The sequence below is a fragment of the Agromyces sp. Y182 genome (genome assembly GCF_059445385.1).
Window position 1 is genome coordinate 1,976,331 of record NZ_JCAIUF010000001.1, and the last position, 15,288, is coordinate 1,991,618.

Annotated in this window: 12 protein-coding genes; 8 read left to right on the plus strand and 4 right to left on the minus strand. The window is 69.6% G+C overall.

The features are described 5' to 3' along the window. The first annotated feature begins 88 nt into the window (after window positions 1–88). From AC1C2R_RS09090 to menC, 7 genes are read left to right on the plus strand one after another with little or no spacing between them, the layout of a single operon-like run. Complete coding sequence (locus AC1C2R_RS09090; RefSeq protein WP_495379709.1) at window positions 89–1,693, plus strand: ABC transporter substrate-binding protein; 1,605 nt, start codon at window positions 89–91, stop codon at window positions 1,691–1,693. Between the two features lie 15 nt (window positions 1,694–1,708). Beyond that, window positions 1,709–2,725: an ABC transporter permease gene (locus tag AC1C2R_RS09095; protein ID WP_495352153.1), complete on the plus strand. Its 1,017-nt coding sequence runs from the start codon at window positions 1,709–1,711 to the stop codon at window positions 2,723–2,725. Beyond that, window positions 2,725–4,557: a dipeptide/oligopeptide/nickel ABC transporter permease/ATP-binding protein gene (locus AC1C2R_RS09100; protein ID WP_495379710.1), complete on the plus strand. Its 1,833-nt coding sequence runs from the start codon at window positions 2,725–2,727 to the stop codon at window positions 4,555–4,557. The genes AC1C2R_RS09095 and AC1C2R_RS09100 overlap by 1 nt, the downstream gene beginning before the upstream one ends. Beyond that, on the plus strand, window positions 4,554–5,369 hold the full coding sequence (locus AC1C2R_RS09105) for an ABC transporter ATP-binding protein (protein ID WP_495379711.1): 816 nt from the start codon (window positions 4,554–4,556) through the stop codon (window positions 5,367–5,369). The genes AC1C2R_RS09100 and AC1C2R_RS09105 overlap by 4 nt, the downstream gene beginning before the upstream one ends. Then, on the plus strand, window positions 5,366–8,749 hold the full coding sequence (locus AC1C2R_RS09110; protein WP_495379712.1) for a serine hydrolase: 3,384 nt from the start codon (window positions 5,366–5,368) through the stop codon (window positions 8,747–8,749). Before AC1C2R_RS09105 ends, AC1C2R_RS09110 begins: the two co-directional genes overlap by 4 nt. Further along, complete coding sequence (locus AC1C2R_RS09115; RefSeq protein ID WP_495379713.1) at window positions 8,746–9,588, plus strand: hypothetical protein; 843 nt, start codon at window positions 8,746–8,748, stop codon at window positions 9,586–9,588. Before AC1C2R_RS09110 ends, AC1C2R_RS09115 begins: the two co-directional genes overlap by 4 nt. Further along, window positions 9,588–10,718: an o-succinylbenzoate synthase gene (gene menC, locus AC1C2R_RS09120; RefSeq protein ID WP_495352158.1), complete on the plus strand. Its 1,131-nt coding sequence runs from the start codon at window positions 9,588–9,590 to the stop codon at window positions 10,716–10,718. Before AC1C2R_RS09115 ends, menC begins: the two co-directional genes overlap by 1 nt. Here the strand turns inward: menC and AC1C2R_RS09125 are convergent. The 3 genes from AC1C2R_RS09125 to catA form a co-directional block, all read right to left on the minus strand. Further along, the gene (locus AC1C2R_RS09125) at window positions 10,705–12,111 is read right to left on the minus strand and encodes a dihydroorotase (protein ID WP_495379714.1); all 1,407 of its coding nucleotides are present in this window, start codon (window positions 12,109–12,111) and stop codon (window positions 10,705–10,707) included. The genes menC and AC1C2R_RS09125 overlap by 14 nt on opposite strands. 168 nt (window positions 12,112–12,279) lie before the next feature. Next, entirely contained in the window at window positions 12,280–13,152 is an 873-nt protein-coding gene (locus tag AC1C2R_RS09130) for a serine protein kinase RIO (protein WP_495379715.1), read from the minus strand. 221 nt (window positions 13,153–13,373) lie between these two features. Further along, window positions 13,374–14,030, minus strand: coding sequence for a type A chloramphenicol O-acetyltransferase (catA, locus tag AC1C2R_RS09135; protein ID WP_495379716.1), 657 nt, complete (start codon window positions 14,028–14,030; stop codon window positions 13,374–13,376). 65 nt (window positions 14,031–14,095) lie between these two features. Between catA and AC1C2R_RS09140 the strand changes: the two genes are divergently transcribed. Then, entirely contained in the window at window positions 14,096–14,701 is a 606-nt protein-coding gene (locus AC1C2R_RS09140; protein ID WP_495379717.1) for a TOPRIM nucleotidyl transferase/hydrolase domain-containing protein, read from the plus strand. 6 nt (window positions 14,702–14,707) lie between these two features. Here the strand turns inward: AC1C2R_RS09140 and AC1C2R_RS09145 are convergent, their stop codons facing one another. Then, window positions 14,708–14,974 (minus strand): hypothetical protein, encoded by a 267-nt coding sequence (locus AC1C2R_RS09145; RefSeq protein ID WP_495352163.1) that lies wholly within the window; start codon window positions 14,972–14,974, stop codon window positions 14,708–14,710. Between the last annotated feature and the right edge of the window lie 314 nt (window positions 14,975–15,288).

Sequence of the window (15,288 nt, forward strand, 5' to 3'; positions counted from 1 at the left end):
GGCGTCGCTGACAGCGGATCGTTGAACCACGGGTCGGTTCTGCGTGCGGCTCGTCTCCACGGCAGCCTCGACCCCAAGGCGGACAGCAATGAACACTCGTGCAGCATTCCTCCTGCCACTCGCGCTTCTCGTGCCCGTCGTCCTCGCCGGCTGCGGCGGGCAACCGTCGAGTGAGACGACGGGCGACTTCGCCACCGATGGCGACTTCGCGGTGGCGATCAACGGAGACCCCGGCGATCTGAACCCGCTCGTGACGAACCTCGTGGCGGCGCAGGTCGTCGGCGCGTACGCCTACGACACGCTCGTCTTCATCGACCCGGCCACGAACGAGGTGAAGCCCTACCTCGCCGAAGAGTGGACGGAGAGCGCCACCGAAGTGACCTTCACCCTGAAAGACGGCATCACCTGCGCCGACGGCACGCCCTTCACCGCGCAGACCGCCGCCGACAACTTCAACTGGATCGTCGACCCCGAGAACGGTTCACCCCTGCGCGACTCGATCGTGCCGTCGACCGCCCAGGCCACTGCCGACGGCAACGTCTTGACCGTCGCGACGCCCGAGCCGTCACCGTTCCTGCTCTACAACATCGGTCCGTCCCAGCTCGCATGCGAGGGCGCCCTCGCCGATCCGAAGAGCGTCTCGGCGGCGAGCAACGGTACCGGGCTCTTCGAGATCACCGAGGTCGTCGCGAACGACCACATCACGCTCACTCGCCGCGACGGCTACGCGTGGGGGCCCGACGGCGAGACCACCTCCGATACGGCCGGCGTGCCGAAGACGGTCACGGTGAAGATCGTGCCCGACCCGAGCACCGCCGCGAACCTGCTGCTCTCGAAGGGGCTGAACGCGGCCATCATCTCGGGTGCCGACGAAGATCGCGTCATCGCCGCGAACCTCGACTCGATAGCGTCGCCGAACCTCTCGGGCGAGATCATCTTCAATCACATCGCCGGCACGGCGACGGCGGATGCCGCGGTGCGCACCGCCCTCACCGAAGCGGCGGATCTCGACACCTTCACCGACATCATCACCGGGGGCAAAGGCGAGCGCGCCACGTCGCTCGTGACCGTCGAACCCAAGACCTGCGTGTACGACAGCGTCGAGGGCTCCCTGCCGGAGTTCGACGAGAAGGCTGCCGCCGCGACACTGGAAGACGCAGGCTGGGCGGCGGATGCCTCGGGCAAGCTCGTGAAAGACGGCGTGCCACTCGAGGTCGACCTGATCTACAACAACTCGACCGACGTGCGCAGTGCGGCGGCGGAGTACCTCGGCGCCCAGTGGGAGAAGCTCGGCGTGACCGTGAACCTGAATGGCGGCGACCAGAGCTTCCTGCTCGGCAACACCTTCACCGCCGAAGACCCGAGCGGCTGGAGCGTGAGCGTCGGTGTCGACCTGCAGACGAACACGCCGAGCATCTTCCCGCCGTACTTGTCAGGGCCGGCCATTCCCGAGGGCGCCAATTTCGCGTCGATCGACAACCCGGACTACGTGGAGCTCGCGGGCGAGGCGGCGCTCGTCTCGGGTGACGAGGCGTGCGAGCTCTGGAAGCAGGCCGAGCAGGCGCTCTTCGCCGAGGTCGACCTGATCCCGGTCTCGCAGACGCCGTTCAAGATGTACTTCAATGGCGCGACCTCGCTCTATCAGCCGGTCGTCGGCACGCTGCCCGGCGCGGCGATCCGCGTGCTCCAGTAGTCGAGACCACTGCGGATGTCACACCAGGTCACCACGCCCGAAGCTCCGGCCCCGGTCGCGCGCGAGCGCGGCAGGAGCGGGGGCGGCGGCTCATGGGGGAGCTTCCTCCTGCGGCGCATCGGGCGACTCCTCATCTCGATCGTCGTGCTCGTCACGGTCGCCTTCCTGATGATCCGGCTCATCCCGGGCGACCCGGTGCGCAACGCACTCGGCATCAACGCCTCACAGGCCGTCGTCGAGGTGAAGCGCGAGGCACTCGGCCTGAACCTGCCTCTCTGGGAGCAGTACCTCCGGTTCTGGCAGGGCCTCTTCACCGGGGAGCTCGGCGAGTCGTTCTCGCTCCAGATCCCGGTGACGACGGTCATCGCCCAGCGCCTTCCCGCGACGCTCGAACTCGCAGTGCTCGCCCTCATCGTGCTGCTGGTACTCGCCGTGCCGATCGGCATCGCGGCAGCGGCGCTGACCCGAGGTGGACGCCGTCGCGGCCTCGAGCTCGGCTACACGACGGTCAGCGGCCTCTTCGCGGTGATCCCCGAGTTCCTCGTGGGCGTCGGTCTGGTCTACTTCTTCGCCGTTCAGGCGCAGCTCCTCCCCGTCGCGGGGCGCGGAGGGCCCGAGACCTACGTGCTGCCGGTGCTCGCGCTCTCGATCGGCAGTGTCGCGGCGATGTCCCGCATCGTTCGGGCCGAAGCGCTCGTCGTGCTCGACCAGGACTACATCCGAACGGCACGGGCGAAGCGGATGCCGCGTTGGCGGCTGTACCTGCGTCACGCACTGCCGAACCTGCTGACCTCGGCACTGACGATCGGCGGGCTCGTGCTCGGCGCCCTGATCGCGGGCACCGTACTCGTCGAGACGATCTTCGCGTGGCCCGGGCTCGGATCGACGATCGTCGACTCGGTCCGCAACAAGGACTATCCGCTCGCCCAGGGCGTCGTCATCGTCTACGGCCTCATCGTGCTGCTCGTCACGCTGCTCGTCGACGTCGTGCTGGTGCTGCTCGACCCGCGCTCCGCGATCAAGGAGAACTGATGTCGATCGCCTCCGCCGTCCCCGTCGAGTCGGCCGATCCAGTTCCGGCAGGTCAGCGCGGTGTTCGGTTCCGCCGGGTCATCCGCTCGCCGCTCGGTATCGCCGCGATCGTCGGTCTCGTCGTGCTGGCGTTCTTCACCGCGTTCGGTCCGGCGATCTGGGGTGCACAGGCCTCGGTCGCGGACCTCACGCAGCTCTCGGCACCGCCGAGCGCTGAGCATCCGCTCGGCACCGACGCCGGCGGACGCGACGTGCTCGCCCGCGTGTTCAGCGCCACGCAGCTCTCGGTGCTGATGGCGCTGGCCGCGGCGGCGATCGGGGTCGTCGTCGGCGTCGTCGTCGGGTTCCTCCCGGCGGTGCTGCCGCGCCGCGGCGCCAGATTCGTCGTCGCGGCGACGGGAATCGCGCTGGCGTTTCCGGCGCTGCTGCTCATGATCGTGCTCTCGATCATCGTCGGCACGGGCGTGCTCGGCGCGATCCTCGCCATCGGCTTCGCCATGATCCCGTTCTACGGCCGTCTCGCCCAGACGCTCTCCGCGTCGGTCGCCGGGCGCGACTACGTCGCCGCCGCTCGCATTCTCGGGGTGAGCCGGGTGCGGATCCTCGGCCGCCACATCCTGCCGAATGTGCGGGACCCCCTCATCGTGAATGCGAGCATCGGCGCCGGCAGCGCCCTCGTCGCCTTCGCCGGGCTCTCGTTCCTCGGCCTCGGCGTGCAGGCGCCCGAGTACGACTGGGGGCGGCTCCTGAACGAGGGACTCGCGAAGATCTACGTCAACCCCGCGACCGCCCTCGCGCCGGGTATCGCGGTCGTCTTCGCGGGTGTCGTCTTCACCCTCGTCGGCGAGACCCTCGCCCGCGGATTCGGCATCGACCTGCTGCCCGGCAGACGGCCGAAGCGAGCGGTGCTCGCCGCCGTGGGCGACGATGCCCAGCGCGCCGACGATGGGGCCGTGCTGAGTGTGCGCGGTCTGCGGGTCGGCGTACCCGCGGGAGATGCGTGGGGCTACCCGGTGCACGGCGTGAGCTTCGACATCGCCCGGGGCGAGGTGGTCGGCATCGTCGGCGAGTCGGGTTCCGGCAAGTCGCTCACGTGCATGTCGGTCGCCGGTCTCATCGAGGAGCCGCTCGTGGTCTCGGCGACGAGCGTGGTCTTCGACGGCACCGAACTCGTGCACGACGGCGTCGTGCCCGCATCGGCCCCGTCGGCGGCGCTCGCCCGGCAGTTGGGCACCCGCATGGCCTTCGTCTTCCAAGACCCGTCGACCTCGCTCAATCCCGCCCTGCACGTCGGTGCGCAGGTCGCCGAGATCGGCACGCTGCACGAAGGCCTCAGCCGCGGCGACGCGCGGCGGCGGGCGATCGAACGACTGCGGTCCGTGCGGATCTCCGATCCCGAACGTCGCGCTCGCCAGTATCCCCACGAGTTCTCGGGAGGCATGCGCCAACGCGCGATGATCGCGATGGGGCTCATGGGCGACCCCGCGCTCATCATCGCCGACGAGCCGACGACCGCGCTCGACGTCACGGTGCAACGCGAAGTGCTCGGTCTCCTGCGTTCGGTCAACGTCGAGAAGGGAGCGGCGATCATGTTCGTCTCGCACGACATCGCTGTGGTGTCCGCGCTGTGCAGCCGAGTGCTCGTGATGTACCGCGGCACGATCGTGGAGGACATCACGGTCGACGAACTCGTGGCCGGCCGGGCCCGGCATCCGTACACTCGCGCGCTGCTCGAAGCGGTGCCCGATATGAACGGCCGACCTGGTGAACCGTTCGCCACGATCCCCGAAGGCGCCTCCTTTCCGACCGAGCCGGCGGAGCGGGTCGCATGAGCGCGCTCGAGTTCCGGCAGGTGACGGTGCGCTTCGGCTCCGGAGCATCCGCTCACGTGGCCGTCGGCGAGGTCGACCTCGAGGTGCCCGCCGGCACCGTGGTCGGCCTCGTCGGCGAGTCCGGTTCCGGCAAGTCGACGCTCGGCCGAGCGGCGGTCGGCCTGCACGAGCCGAGCGCCGGTGAAATCCTGCTCGACGGTGTCGACGTCGCGCACGCGCGAGGTCGTCGGGCGAGCCTTCGGCAGTCCATCCAGATGGTGTTCCAGGACCCCAACTCCTGTCTCGACCCGAGGATGACGATCGGCGCGTCGATCCAGGAAGCGCTCGACGTGGCGGATCGTCGAGCTGGGTCGGGGCGGCGTCGCACGCGGGCGGCGCGGCGCGATCGGGTCGCTGAGCTGCTGTCGCTCGTCAACCTCGATGCCGCGCGAATGGACGAGCTGCCGGCGAGACTCTCGGGCGGCCAGCGTCAGCGGGTCGCGCTCGCGCGGGCGCTCGCCGCCGAGCCTCGGGTGCTCCTCGCCGACGAGATCACCTCGGCCCTCGACGTGTCGGTGCAGGGCACCGTGCTGAACCTCCTGATGGACGTGCAGCGTCGCCTCGACCTGACCGTGCTCTTCATCAGCCACAACCTCGCCGTCGTGCGTCAGCTCTGCGACGAGGTCGCGGTGATGAAGGACGGCCGGATCGTGGAGCACGGCCCGACGCTCGACGTGATCGATCGTCCGAAGCATCCGTACACGGAAGATCTCATGAAGGCGGTGCCGCACCTCGGAGTGCCGCTCTTCGCAACCGAAGGGGCACCAGAATGACCACACGTCCGTTCGATCTCGACGACGCGCACCGCATCGCAGCGCCCACCGAGACCGCGATCTCACCCGACGGCGGGCTCGTCGTCTTCACCCGCTCGGAGATCGTGGACGGCGACGCCGTGACCTCGTTGTGGGCTGTCGCGAGCGGGGAGGCCGCACGGCGGCTCACCTCGGGCACCGCCGACCGGGCCCCGGTGTTCTCCCCTGACGGTCGTACGCTGCTGTTCCTCCGGGACGTCGGCGGCGTGCCGCAACTCCATGCACTGCCGATCGGCGGCGGCGAGGCGACCCCGATGACGGATGCCGCGGACCTCCCCCTCGGCGCCGGCGCTGCTGCGGTGAGTCCCGACGGACGGCGGGTCGCGTTCGCGGCCGAGGTCTCGCGCACGGGCGACGCCCGTGACCCCCTCGAGCCGATCGTCTCCGACACCCTCGCCGAGAAGGTCGACGGAGTCGGGTGGGTCGGCTCGGTGCGCAGCCACCTCTTCGTGGTCGATCTCGCCACCCGCGGCGTCCGACGGCTCACCGATGGCGATTGGAGCGCGAGCGAACCGAGCTGGTCGCCCGACGGGACCCTGCTCGCCTTCACCGCGGCGATCGAACCGGGTTCCGACGTTCGGCTCACTCATGAGGCGTTCGTGCTCGCCGTCGACGACGTGCGAGCAGCGCCGCGCAAGGTCGGCGATGCGTCGAGCGTCACGGGGCCCGTCACCTGGACGCCCGATGGCGCCGCCGTCGTGGTGGTCGGGTCCCCCGAGGCCCGGGTGGGAAATGCGAGCCTGCTCGTGCTCTCGGTGACCGGCGATGCCGCCGACCTCGACCTGACCGTCGGCCTCGATCGCAATGTCATGGCAGGGGCGCCCGGCTACCCCGGCGGTCGTCCGGCGATCACCGGCGATGGCGGCGAGATCGTCTTCTGCCTGCGCGAACGCGGCTGGACGCACCTGCACGCGGTCACGCCCGACGGCGCGTCGACCCGTGCCGTCGTCGACGGCGCGCACCGCGTGGTCTCAGCCCTCTCCGTGGCATCCGCTGCCCGGCGTGCCGCATTCGTGCTGACCACGCAGCAGAGCTTCGGCGAGGTGGCGGTCGTCGACCTCGACTCGCTCGAGGTGACGGTGCTGACCTCGCTGACCGGCGAGGCCCTCGACAGCGTCGAGCTCTTCGAACCCGAGGAGCGCGAGTTCGAGATCTCCGACGGGTCGAAGGTGCACGGCTGGATCCTGCAGAACCCGGCGACGACGGGAGCCGCGCCACTGCTCCTCGACATCCACGGGGGCCCGCACAATGCGTGGAGCGGGGTGGCCGACGGCATCCACCTCTACCAGCAGGTGCTCGCCGCGCGGGGCTGGCGCGTGCTCATGGTGAACCCGCGCGGCTCCGACGGCTACGGCGACGCGTTCATGCGCGGTGTCGACGGCGCATGGGGTACGGCCGATTCGATCGACTTCCTCGAGCCGCTCGACGCGCTCGTCGCCGAGGGGCTCGCCGACCCCGCCCGGCTCGCCGTGACGGGGTACAGCTACGGCGGGTTCGGCACCTGCCGGTTGACGGCGGACACCGATCGCTTCGCCGCGGCCGTCGCAGGCGGACTCATCTGCGACTTCGTGAGCATCGCGGGTGACAGCGAGCACAGCGCCTTCCTGGCCCAGATGGCCGTCGGCGTCGCGCCGGGCGGCGGGCACGGCGAGTTGCTCGCCGCGTCACCGCTCTCGAAGGTCGGGGCGGTCACCACGCCGACGCTGATCCTGCACGGCGTGGAGGACGACACCTGCCCGGTCGGCCAGGCGCGCGAGTGGTTTTCCGCATTGCGGCTGCAGGGGGTGCCGACGCGCATGGTCGTCTACCCCGGGGGCAGCCATCTGTTCATCCTGAACGGCCCGGTCGCCCACCGCATCGACTACCACCACCGCCTCGTCGAATGGGTGGAGCAGTACACACGGGCCACACCTCGCACCGACGCGCTCGCTCCTGCACCGCACGGCCGCGCCTTCTGGCAACGCCGGCTCGACGTGCTCCGCGAGCGCTACGGAGTGGCGGGCGCCCAGTTCGGCATTGTGCAGCTCGACGAACGCGGCATCCCGTTCGATCGCACGACCGTGAGCTCGGGCGTGCTCGATGCCGGCTCCCGTGTGCCGGTCACCGACGACGCGCTCTTCCAGATCGGCTCGATCACGAAGGTCTGGACCACGCAGCTCGTCATGCAGCTCCTCGATGAGGGACTCCTCGATCTCGACGCGCCGGTGCGCGACATCCTGCCCGACTTCGCCCTCGCCGACGACGCCGTCGCCGCGACGGTCACCGTGCGCGATCTGCTCGACCACACGAGCGGCATCGACGGCGACCTGTTCACCGATACCGGCCGCGGCGACGATTGCGTCGAGAAGTACGTCGCGACCCTCGCGACGGCCGAACAGGTGCATCCGCTGCGCGAACGCTTCTCGTACTGCAATTCGGGGTTCGTCGTGGCCGGTCGCATCGTCGAGGTGCTGCGCGGCATGAGCTGGGACGATGCGTTGCGCACGTACCTCGTGAACCCCCTCGGGCTCACCCGCACGATCACCCTCACCGAGGATGCGCCGCGGTTCTCGACCGCCACCGGGCACGGCGGCTTCGGCTCCGAGGCGGTGCCGGTGCCGGTCTGGTCGATCGCGCGGTCGATGGGCCCGGCGGGCCTCATCGCCTCGAGCGTCGGAGACATGCTGACCTTCGCAGAGACGGCTCTGCGTCACGGCGTCGCGCCGAATGGCAACAGAGTGCTGACGGATGCCTCGGTCGATGCGATGCTCGAAGAGCAGGTCGACCTGCGGCAGTCGACGTTGACGACCGCCGGGTGGGGTCTGGGCTGGTTCCTCGAGGATTGGAACGGCAGGTTCGTCTATGGCCACGATGGCGGCACGATCGGCCAGCGAGCGTACCTCCGCGTCTTCCCCGACGCGGGCTTCGCGATCGTGCTGCTCACCTCGGGCGGGCAGGCCGACGGGCTCTACCGCGAGTTGTTCGGCGATGCAGCGGGCGCGATGGGCGGCTACGTCCTGCCGCCGACGCTCGTGCCTGCGGCGGCTGCGGAAACGGCCGAAGCGATGAGCGACGCCGTCGTGGTCGACCTCGAGGCACTCCTCGGCTCCTATGTCTCGGGAGGGACGGAGCTCGCGGTCGCGCACGGCGACGAGGGTCTGACGCTCGCCGTCACGGAGCGCACCGACGTGCTCCGCCAGGGCACGGAGCCGGAGACGAGTACCCTGACCCTCGTGCCGTCCGAGATCGGCGGCGTCTACGCGTTCACCACGCCCGACCTCGCCGGATGGGCGCAGTTCCGACCGCTCGAGCACGGTGCCTACATGGGGTATCGGTATCTGCCGCGCGCGGTGGTCTCGTGAGCCTGACCGTGACCCGCGGAGCGGTGGTCGCGGCGGCCGAGGCACTGGCCGCGGAGCACGCGCGGGCCAGCGGCGTCACCGTTCGCGAGCTGCGCGACCCGGCCGACATGGCCGACGCGTCGGCGCTGCTCGCCGGGGTGTGGAAGATCGAGACCAATCGCGCTCACATCGATCCCGGGCTGCTCGTCGCCCTCGCCCACGCCGACAACTACGTCGCCGGGGCGTTCCACGGCGGCCGCCTCGTCGCCGTGTGCGTCGGGTTCTTCCACCCGCCGGCCGATCGCGCACTGCACTCGCACATCGCAGGCGTGGTCGACGACTTCGTCGGGGTCGGCATCGGCAAGGCGCTCAAGCACCACGAGCGCGTCTGGGCGTTGCACCACGGCGCCGACACGATGACCTGGACGTACGACCCGCTCGTGGCGCGCAACGCCTACTTCAACATCCATCGGCTGCACGGAAACGCGACGGAGTACCTGCCCGACTTCTACGGGGTCATGACCGACGGGCTCAACCAGGGTCAGCCGAGCGATCGGATGATGCTGGTGTGGAACCTCCTCGCCGAGGCATCCGTCGACCCGGTGTTGCCGCTCCCGGCCGCGGCGGCCTTGCGCGTCGTCGACGGCGCACCCGTGCTCGACCTCGGTTCGGTCGGCGCCGCCGCGACCTGCCGGGTGGAGATCCCGGAGGACATCGAATCGGTCCGTGTGACCGCCCCCGAGGTCGCAGCGGCGTGGCGCCTGGCGCTGCGAGACGCACTCGTCACCCTGCTCGCCACCGGCTGGCGGATCGTCGACTTCGACCGCCGCGGCTTCTACCGTCTCGAAAGGACCTCGTAATGCACATCGTCAGCGTCGACCTGATCACCGTTCGGCTGCCGCTGGTGAGTCCGTTCACGACGTCGTTCAGCACGCAGACCGACCGTTCGCCGTTGCTCGTGAAACTCACCGCCGAACACCGGGGACGGGTCGTCGTGGGCTGGGGGGAGTGCGTCGCCCTCACCGACCCGGTGTACTCGTCCGAGTACCTCGACGGCGCCCGAGAGGTGCTCGCGAAGTACCTCGTGCCGCGGCTGTTCGCCTGGCAGGAGGCCGGCAAGCCGGTGTCGGCCGAGGTGGTCGGCCAGGTGCTCGAGCACATCGTGGGCCATCGCATGGCCAAGGCGGCGCTCGAGATGGCCGTACTCGACGCGCAATTACGGGCGACGGATGCCTCGTTCGCCGACTACTTCGGCGTCACCGCCGACAGTGTTCCCTCGGGGGTGTCGGTCGGCATCCAGCGGTCGATCCCCGACCTTCTCTCGGCGGTCGGCGGGTACCTCGACGAGGGCTACGTGCGCATCAAGCTGAAGATCCAGCCCGGATGGGATGTCGAACCCGTGCGCGCCGTGCGCGAGCGATTCGGCGACATCCCGCTGCAGGTCGACGCGAACGCGGCCTACCGGCTCGTCGACGCGCCGGCGCTGCGCCGCCTCGACCCCTTCGACCTGTTGCTGATCGAGCAGCCGCTCGCCGAAGACGACCTGCGGCAGCACGCCGAGCTCGCCCGGCAGATGACGACGCCGATGTGCCTCGACGAGTCGATCGTCTCCGCGGCCGTCGCCGCCGACGCGATCGCGTGGGGCGCTGCGGCGATCATCAACATCAAGCCCGGCCGGGTCGGCGGCTATCTCGAGGCGCGGCGCATCCACGACCTCGCGGTCGCGAACGGCATCGCGGTCTGGTGCGGCGGGATGCTCGAGACCGGCATCGGGCGTGCCGCGAATGCCGCGCTCGCCGGAATGCCCGGGTTCAGCCTGCCCGGGGACATCTCAGCGTCGGATCGCTTCTACCGCCGCGACATCACCGAGCCGTTCGTGCTCGACGAGGGCCGGATCGCGATTCCGCGCGGCAGCGGCCTCGGCGTCGAACCGATCCCCGAGGTGCTCGCCGACGTCACCGAGCACACGCTGAGCCTCAGCCCGGCGTGACGATCGGTGTCACCGGTGCACGGGCGCCCATCGGCAGACGGCGCCCGCGGCCCGCTTCGGCGTGCACGCCCGAGGGGTCGAGCACGACCTCGCCTCGGCTGAGCACGAATCGCGGCCACCCCGTGACATCCCACCCCTCGTACACCGAGTAGTCGGTCGCGCTCTCGAGTTCGGCGGCGCGGATCGTGCGGCGCAGTTCGGGGTCGAGCACGACGAGGTCGGCATCGCTGCCGACGTCGAGGGCACCCTTCTGCGGGTGGATCCCGAGCAGCCGGGCGGGATTCGCGGCGGTGACGGCGACGAGGCGTTCGAGCGTGATCCGACCGGTGAGCACGCCTTCGGAGTAGAGCAGCGGCAGGAAGGTGTCGAGCTCGGCCATGCCCTTGCGGCTCGTCTCGACGGTGAGGTCGGAGTCGATCTTGTCGGCGAGCATCCACGGGGCGTGGTCGCTCGCGACCGTGTCGACGGTGCCGTCGGCCAGGCCCGCCCAGAGGGCCTCGACATCGGCCTCCGTGCGCAGCGGCGGCATCCCGATGTAGCGCCCTGGCTCCCCGCCGTCGTACGCGGCCTCCGTGAGGTACAGGTAGATCGGTCGCGTCTCGGCGAACACGGGCAGGCCGCGCGCCTTCGCCCGGCGAACGGCCTCGATGGACCGCGCCGATGCGAGGTGCACGAGGTAGACGGGGGCGCCGGTCGCCTCGCAGATGGCGATCGCACGCTCGACGGCGGCGACCTCCGAGACATCCGGCCGGCTGGCGGCATAGTGACGCAGATCGCCGCGCCCCGACCGCAGCAACTCCGTGGTCGCGTGCTCGATGATGGCGCCGTCTTCGCAATGGAGCATCGTCAGCATGCCATTGCAGCCCGCCGCTGCGACGGCACCGACGAAGTTGCGCATGTCGTCGTCGAGGGCGAGCGTGACGAGTTTCAGAGTGCCGTAGCCGGCAGCCGCGAGTTCGGGCAGCTCGGTGGCAACGAGATCGGACACGAGATAGGTGCCCGGGTGCAGCACGTAGTCGATCGCCGCTTGCGTGCGTGCGCGTTCGAGATCGTGATTCACGGCGGGCCAGAGGCTGTCGCCGTCGGCGAAGCTCATCTGCCCCACCGTGGTGACGCCGCCGTGTATCGCCGCTCGCGAACCCGTCGTCAGGTCGTCCACGAATCCGGGTTCGTCGCCGGGCGGCGGCCCGTCGAGGTGCACGTGCGCGTCGACCGCGCCGGGAAGGACGAACGCACCGCTCGCGTCGATCTCGCGGCGACCGCTGATCTCGTGCGCTGAGGCGCGCTCGACGAGGTGGGAGATCCGTCCGTCGATCACGCCGATATCGACGGTCCTTCGACCCCGCGGGGTGACGAGGGTGCCGTTCCGCACTGCGAGGTCGACGTCGATCATGAGTCCTCTTCTCCAGGTTTCTCCCGTTCGCGGGCGTGCGCGACATCCCTCTCGGATCGTATCGACCACCGGCGGTGCGGGCGCCGTGCGGTCGAACGGTTCTCGGGCATCGCGCTCGTCGAGTGGGCCAAGGCCGGCCCCGCACTGCACGTGCTCGGCCGGCCCTGGTCAGCTGTAGACCTCGGCGACCAGTTCACTGAAGAGCTGCTCGGCATCGCACTCGAGGCGCTGCCGGGTGAACCAGTCGCAGACGTTCTTGCAGTCGCGGTGCAGCAGGTCGAAGCCCTGCGGATTCGAGACCACGTCGACGACCTGCGGCAGGTCGATCGCGACGACTCGGCCCTCGTGCACGAGCAGGTTGTACGGCGAGAGGTCGCCGTGCGCGAGCCCCGAGTGCGCGAGTGTGCGCATGAACTCCACGATCTGATGGAACAGATCTCGCAGTTCATCGGGGGTTGCTCGCACCTGGGCGAGGCGCGGCGCCGCGACCCGGCCCTCGCCGATGAACTCCATGAGCACCTCGGTGCCGCCGACCTGCACCGGGTACGGTACGGATGCGCCGAGCTCGGTGAGTCGCTTCAGCGCCTCGAACTCGGCGTAGGCCCACTGCACGCGTGCGACCTCGCGGCCGAACGTCGAGCCCTTCGCGACGGCGCGTGCGTCACGGCTGCGGCGGGTGCCGCGGCCTTCGGTGTAGACCGTGGAGCGGTGGAAGTCGCTGTGCTCAGTGCCCCGATATCGCTTCGCCGCGAGCAGCACGCTCTTGCCTGGCGTTCCGGGTTCCGCGCCAGGCACGGCTCGTTCGATGAGGCTCAGGTCGGCCTCCTTGCCGGTCTTCACGACACCGAGCTCGGTGTCGATCGCCGCGGCATCCGTGACGAGCCATGCGGGCCGCGGCTCGGGGCCGCGCTCGGAGGGAGTGGTCGCCGGCCAGGTCGACCAGCGTTGGTCCTCGCCGGGTTCCGTGGTCTGGAACGCGAGGTCGCCCGCGTCGAAACGCGGGGTCGTGAGGTCGTGGGATGCCGCGTGCGAACGCAGCACGGCAGAAACGTCGAGTGACGAAGTGATGTGCAAGGTGGATCTCCGTGGATCGCGGAGGCCACCGGGCCGCTCTTAGCGGGAGGGGGCCTCGCAAGTGAAGGGAACGTGGAGGTTCACGACAACGACAGCCATGATCGACTCCTTCCCTCACCGGATTCACCGGACCTGATGCCGCGCGAAAGACGCAACTTCGGCAGTTTAGGGCGCTTTGCGCCGCCCGTCTAGTGGCCGACCCAGCTCGGGTCGTCGACCATCAGCTGAAGTTCGTTCATGAAGCGCGCCGCATGGAACCCGTCGGCCGCCGCGTGGTGAATCTGCAGCGCCAGCGGCATGAACGTCGCCCCGTCGCGTTCGACGAACCGCCCGATCGTGAAGATCGGCGCCAGGTGCCCGTCGCCGCCGGTGATGTCGAGTGTGAAGCCGGTGAAGCCGAGCCACGGGATGCTCGACACGTCGAACACGTTCGCCGGCGGCCCGCCCTGCGGGAACAGGCCCGGTGCCGTGCTGAACCGGTCGAGGTCGGCGGCGACCGCGTCGTGGAAGACCGCGAAGTCGGCGTCATAGGGCGTCCAGATGCATGAGAACGTCTCGAGCTCGGCGTTGAACACCGTGTACGCCGGATGCACCTCGCTCCACGTGCCCGGCGCGCCGCCGTCGGTCGTGGTCATGCGGAACTCGGCGAAGCGGTTCACGAGTGTCGCGAGCACGTAGATCTGGGCCGGATAGGTCTTGCGGCCTGCGGCTCGGAGCACGGTACGCAGGGCGGTCACATCGATCTCGGTCGTCACGCTGTAGGTGCACGGTACGGCGCGACGGTAGTGCTCGTAGTGCTCTCGTCGCGGCCAGCTGGCCAGATCGATCGGGTCGACGTGCGACATGTTCCTCCTGGTCGGTGATTGCCCGTCAAGCCTCTCACCATCGCAGCGGGGAGTAGGGTCGGCGCATGAGGGGCGACGTGCAGCACGAGGCATCCGAAGCTGTGCTGCTCGTCGAAGGCCACAGTGACCGGCTCGCGGTCGAAGCGCTCGCGGCGCGACTTGGGCACGACCTCGCCGGCGCCGGAGTCACGGTCGTCTCGATGGATGGCGTGACCAACCTCTGGCGCCATCTCGGAGCGCTCGCGGCGGCATCCGATCGACGTCGCGTCGTCGGACTCTTCGACGCGCCCGAGATCGAATACGTGCAGCGCGCGGTGGAGGATCAGGGCTTCGGACGAGCGGGCACCCGCAGCGAACTCGCCGCGCTCGGGTTCTACGCGTGCGAGCCCGACCTCGAGGGCGAACTGATCCATGCTCTCGGCATCGCGCGTATGGAGGCGCTGCTCGCCGAGCACGGCGAAATCGCCCGGTTCCGACGCTTTCAGCACCAACCGGCGCAGCGCGAACGGCCGACGGATGCGCAGTTGCGCCGCTTCCTCGGCACCCACAGCGGGCGCAAGGCTCGCTTCGCGCCGATCATGGTCGACGCCCTGGAGGAGTCGCGCATTCCCGCCGCGCTGCGCGCGCTGCTCGCGACCGCGATCGGCCTGGACTCGGCGACGCGTGGCTGAGGGGGCTCAGCGGCTGTGGTCGGCGAGGATCTGGTCGACGTCGATCTGCGCCAGGAGGTGCTGCCAGTCGAGCTCGCGGGCGACGTCGGCGACGTCGGCATCGGCGAACACCTTGCCGTTCCGATGCACGACGACGCCGGCCGGCACGAGTTCGTTCAGTCGAGCGAGGATGGCGTCGTCGACCGCCTCGGTGTCGAAGTCAGCGCCGATCCGCGCGTACGTGTCGGCGGAGAGCGTGTAAGAGACGAGACCCACTTCGATCGGTTCAGGCACAGTTTGTCCTCCTCGGTACAGGTGACGCAAGTCTCCTGCACATTCCGGCATTGCGCGACCCCGAGGCCGATCGCCGGGATCGAGAAGACGATCGCCGGGATCGAGAAGCCGATCGCCGGATTCGAGGAATCGATCGCCGCCGCCGAGGAATACTGGACGTCGACAGAGAGTTGAGCCAAGTACACTCAAGTTTCCCCACCCTCGACTTGACACGTTCCCGAGGGGCTGCGAAGCTTGAGTCGGCAGGGCTCAAGTCTTGTCACACGTACTTCGGTTGCGGGCCGGCAAGGGTCGAACCGGCATCCGGCCCGCGG

Excerpts from the sequence above, each read along its gene's own strand:
- catA (WP_495379716.1), bottom strand. The coding sequence starts at position 14,030 with ATGTCGCACGTCGACCCGATCGATCTGGCCAGCTGGCCGCGACGAGAG.
- AC1C2R_RS09100 (WP_495379710.1), top strand. The coding sequence starts at position 2,725 with ATGTCGATCGCCTCCGCCGTCCCCGTCGAGTCGGCCGATCCAGTTCCG.
- AC1C2R_RS09095 (WP_495352153.1), top strand. The coding sequence starts at position 1,709 with ATGTCACACCAGGTCACCACGCCCGAAGCTCCGGCCCCGGTCGCGCGC.
- AC1C2R_RS09140 (WP_495379717.1), top strand. The coding sequence starts at position 14,096 with ATGAGGGGCGACGTGCAGCACGAGGCATCCGAAGCTGTGCTGCTCGTC.
- AC1C2R_RS09105 (WP_495379711.1), top strand. The coding sequence starts at position 4,554 with ATGAGCGCGCTCGAGTTCCGGCAGGTGACGGTGCGCTTCGGCTCCGGA.
- AC1C2R_RS09110 (WP_495379712.1), top strand. The coding sequence starts at position 5,366 with ATGACCACACGTCCGTTCGATCTCGACGACGCGCACCGCATCGCAGCG.
- AC1C2R_RS09090 (WP_495379709.1), top strand. The coding sequence starts at position 89 with ATGAACACTCGTGCAGCATTCCTCCTGCCACTCGCGCTTCTCGTGCCC.
- menC (WP_495352158.1), top strand. The coding sequence starts at position 9,588 with ATGCACATCGTCAGCGTCGACCTGATCACCGTTCGGCTGCCGCTGGTG.
- AC1C2R_RS09125 (WP_495379714.1), bottom strand. The coding sequence starts at position 12,111 with ATGATCGACGTCGACCTCGCAGTGCGGAACGGCACCCTCGTCACCCCG.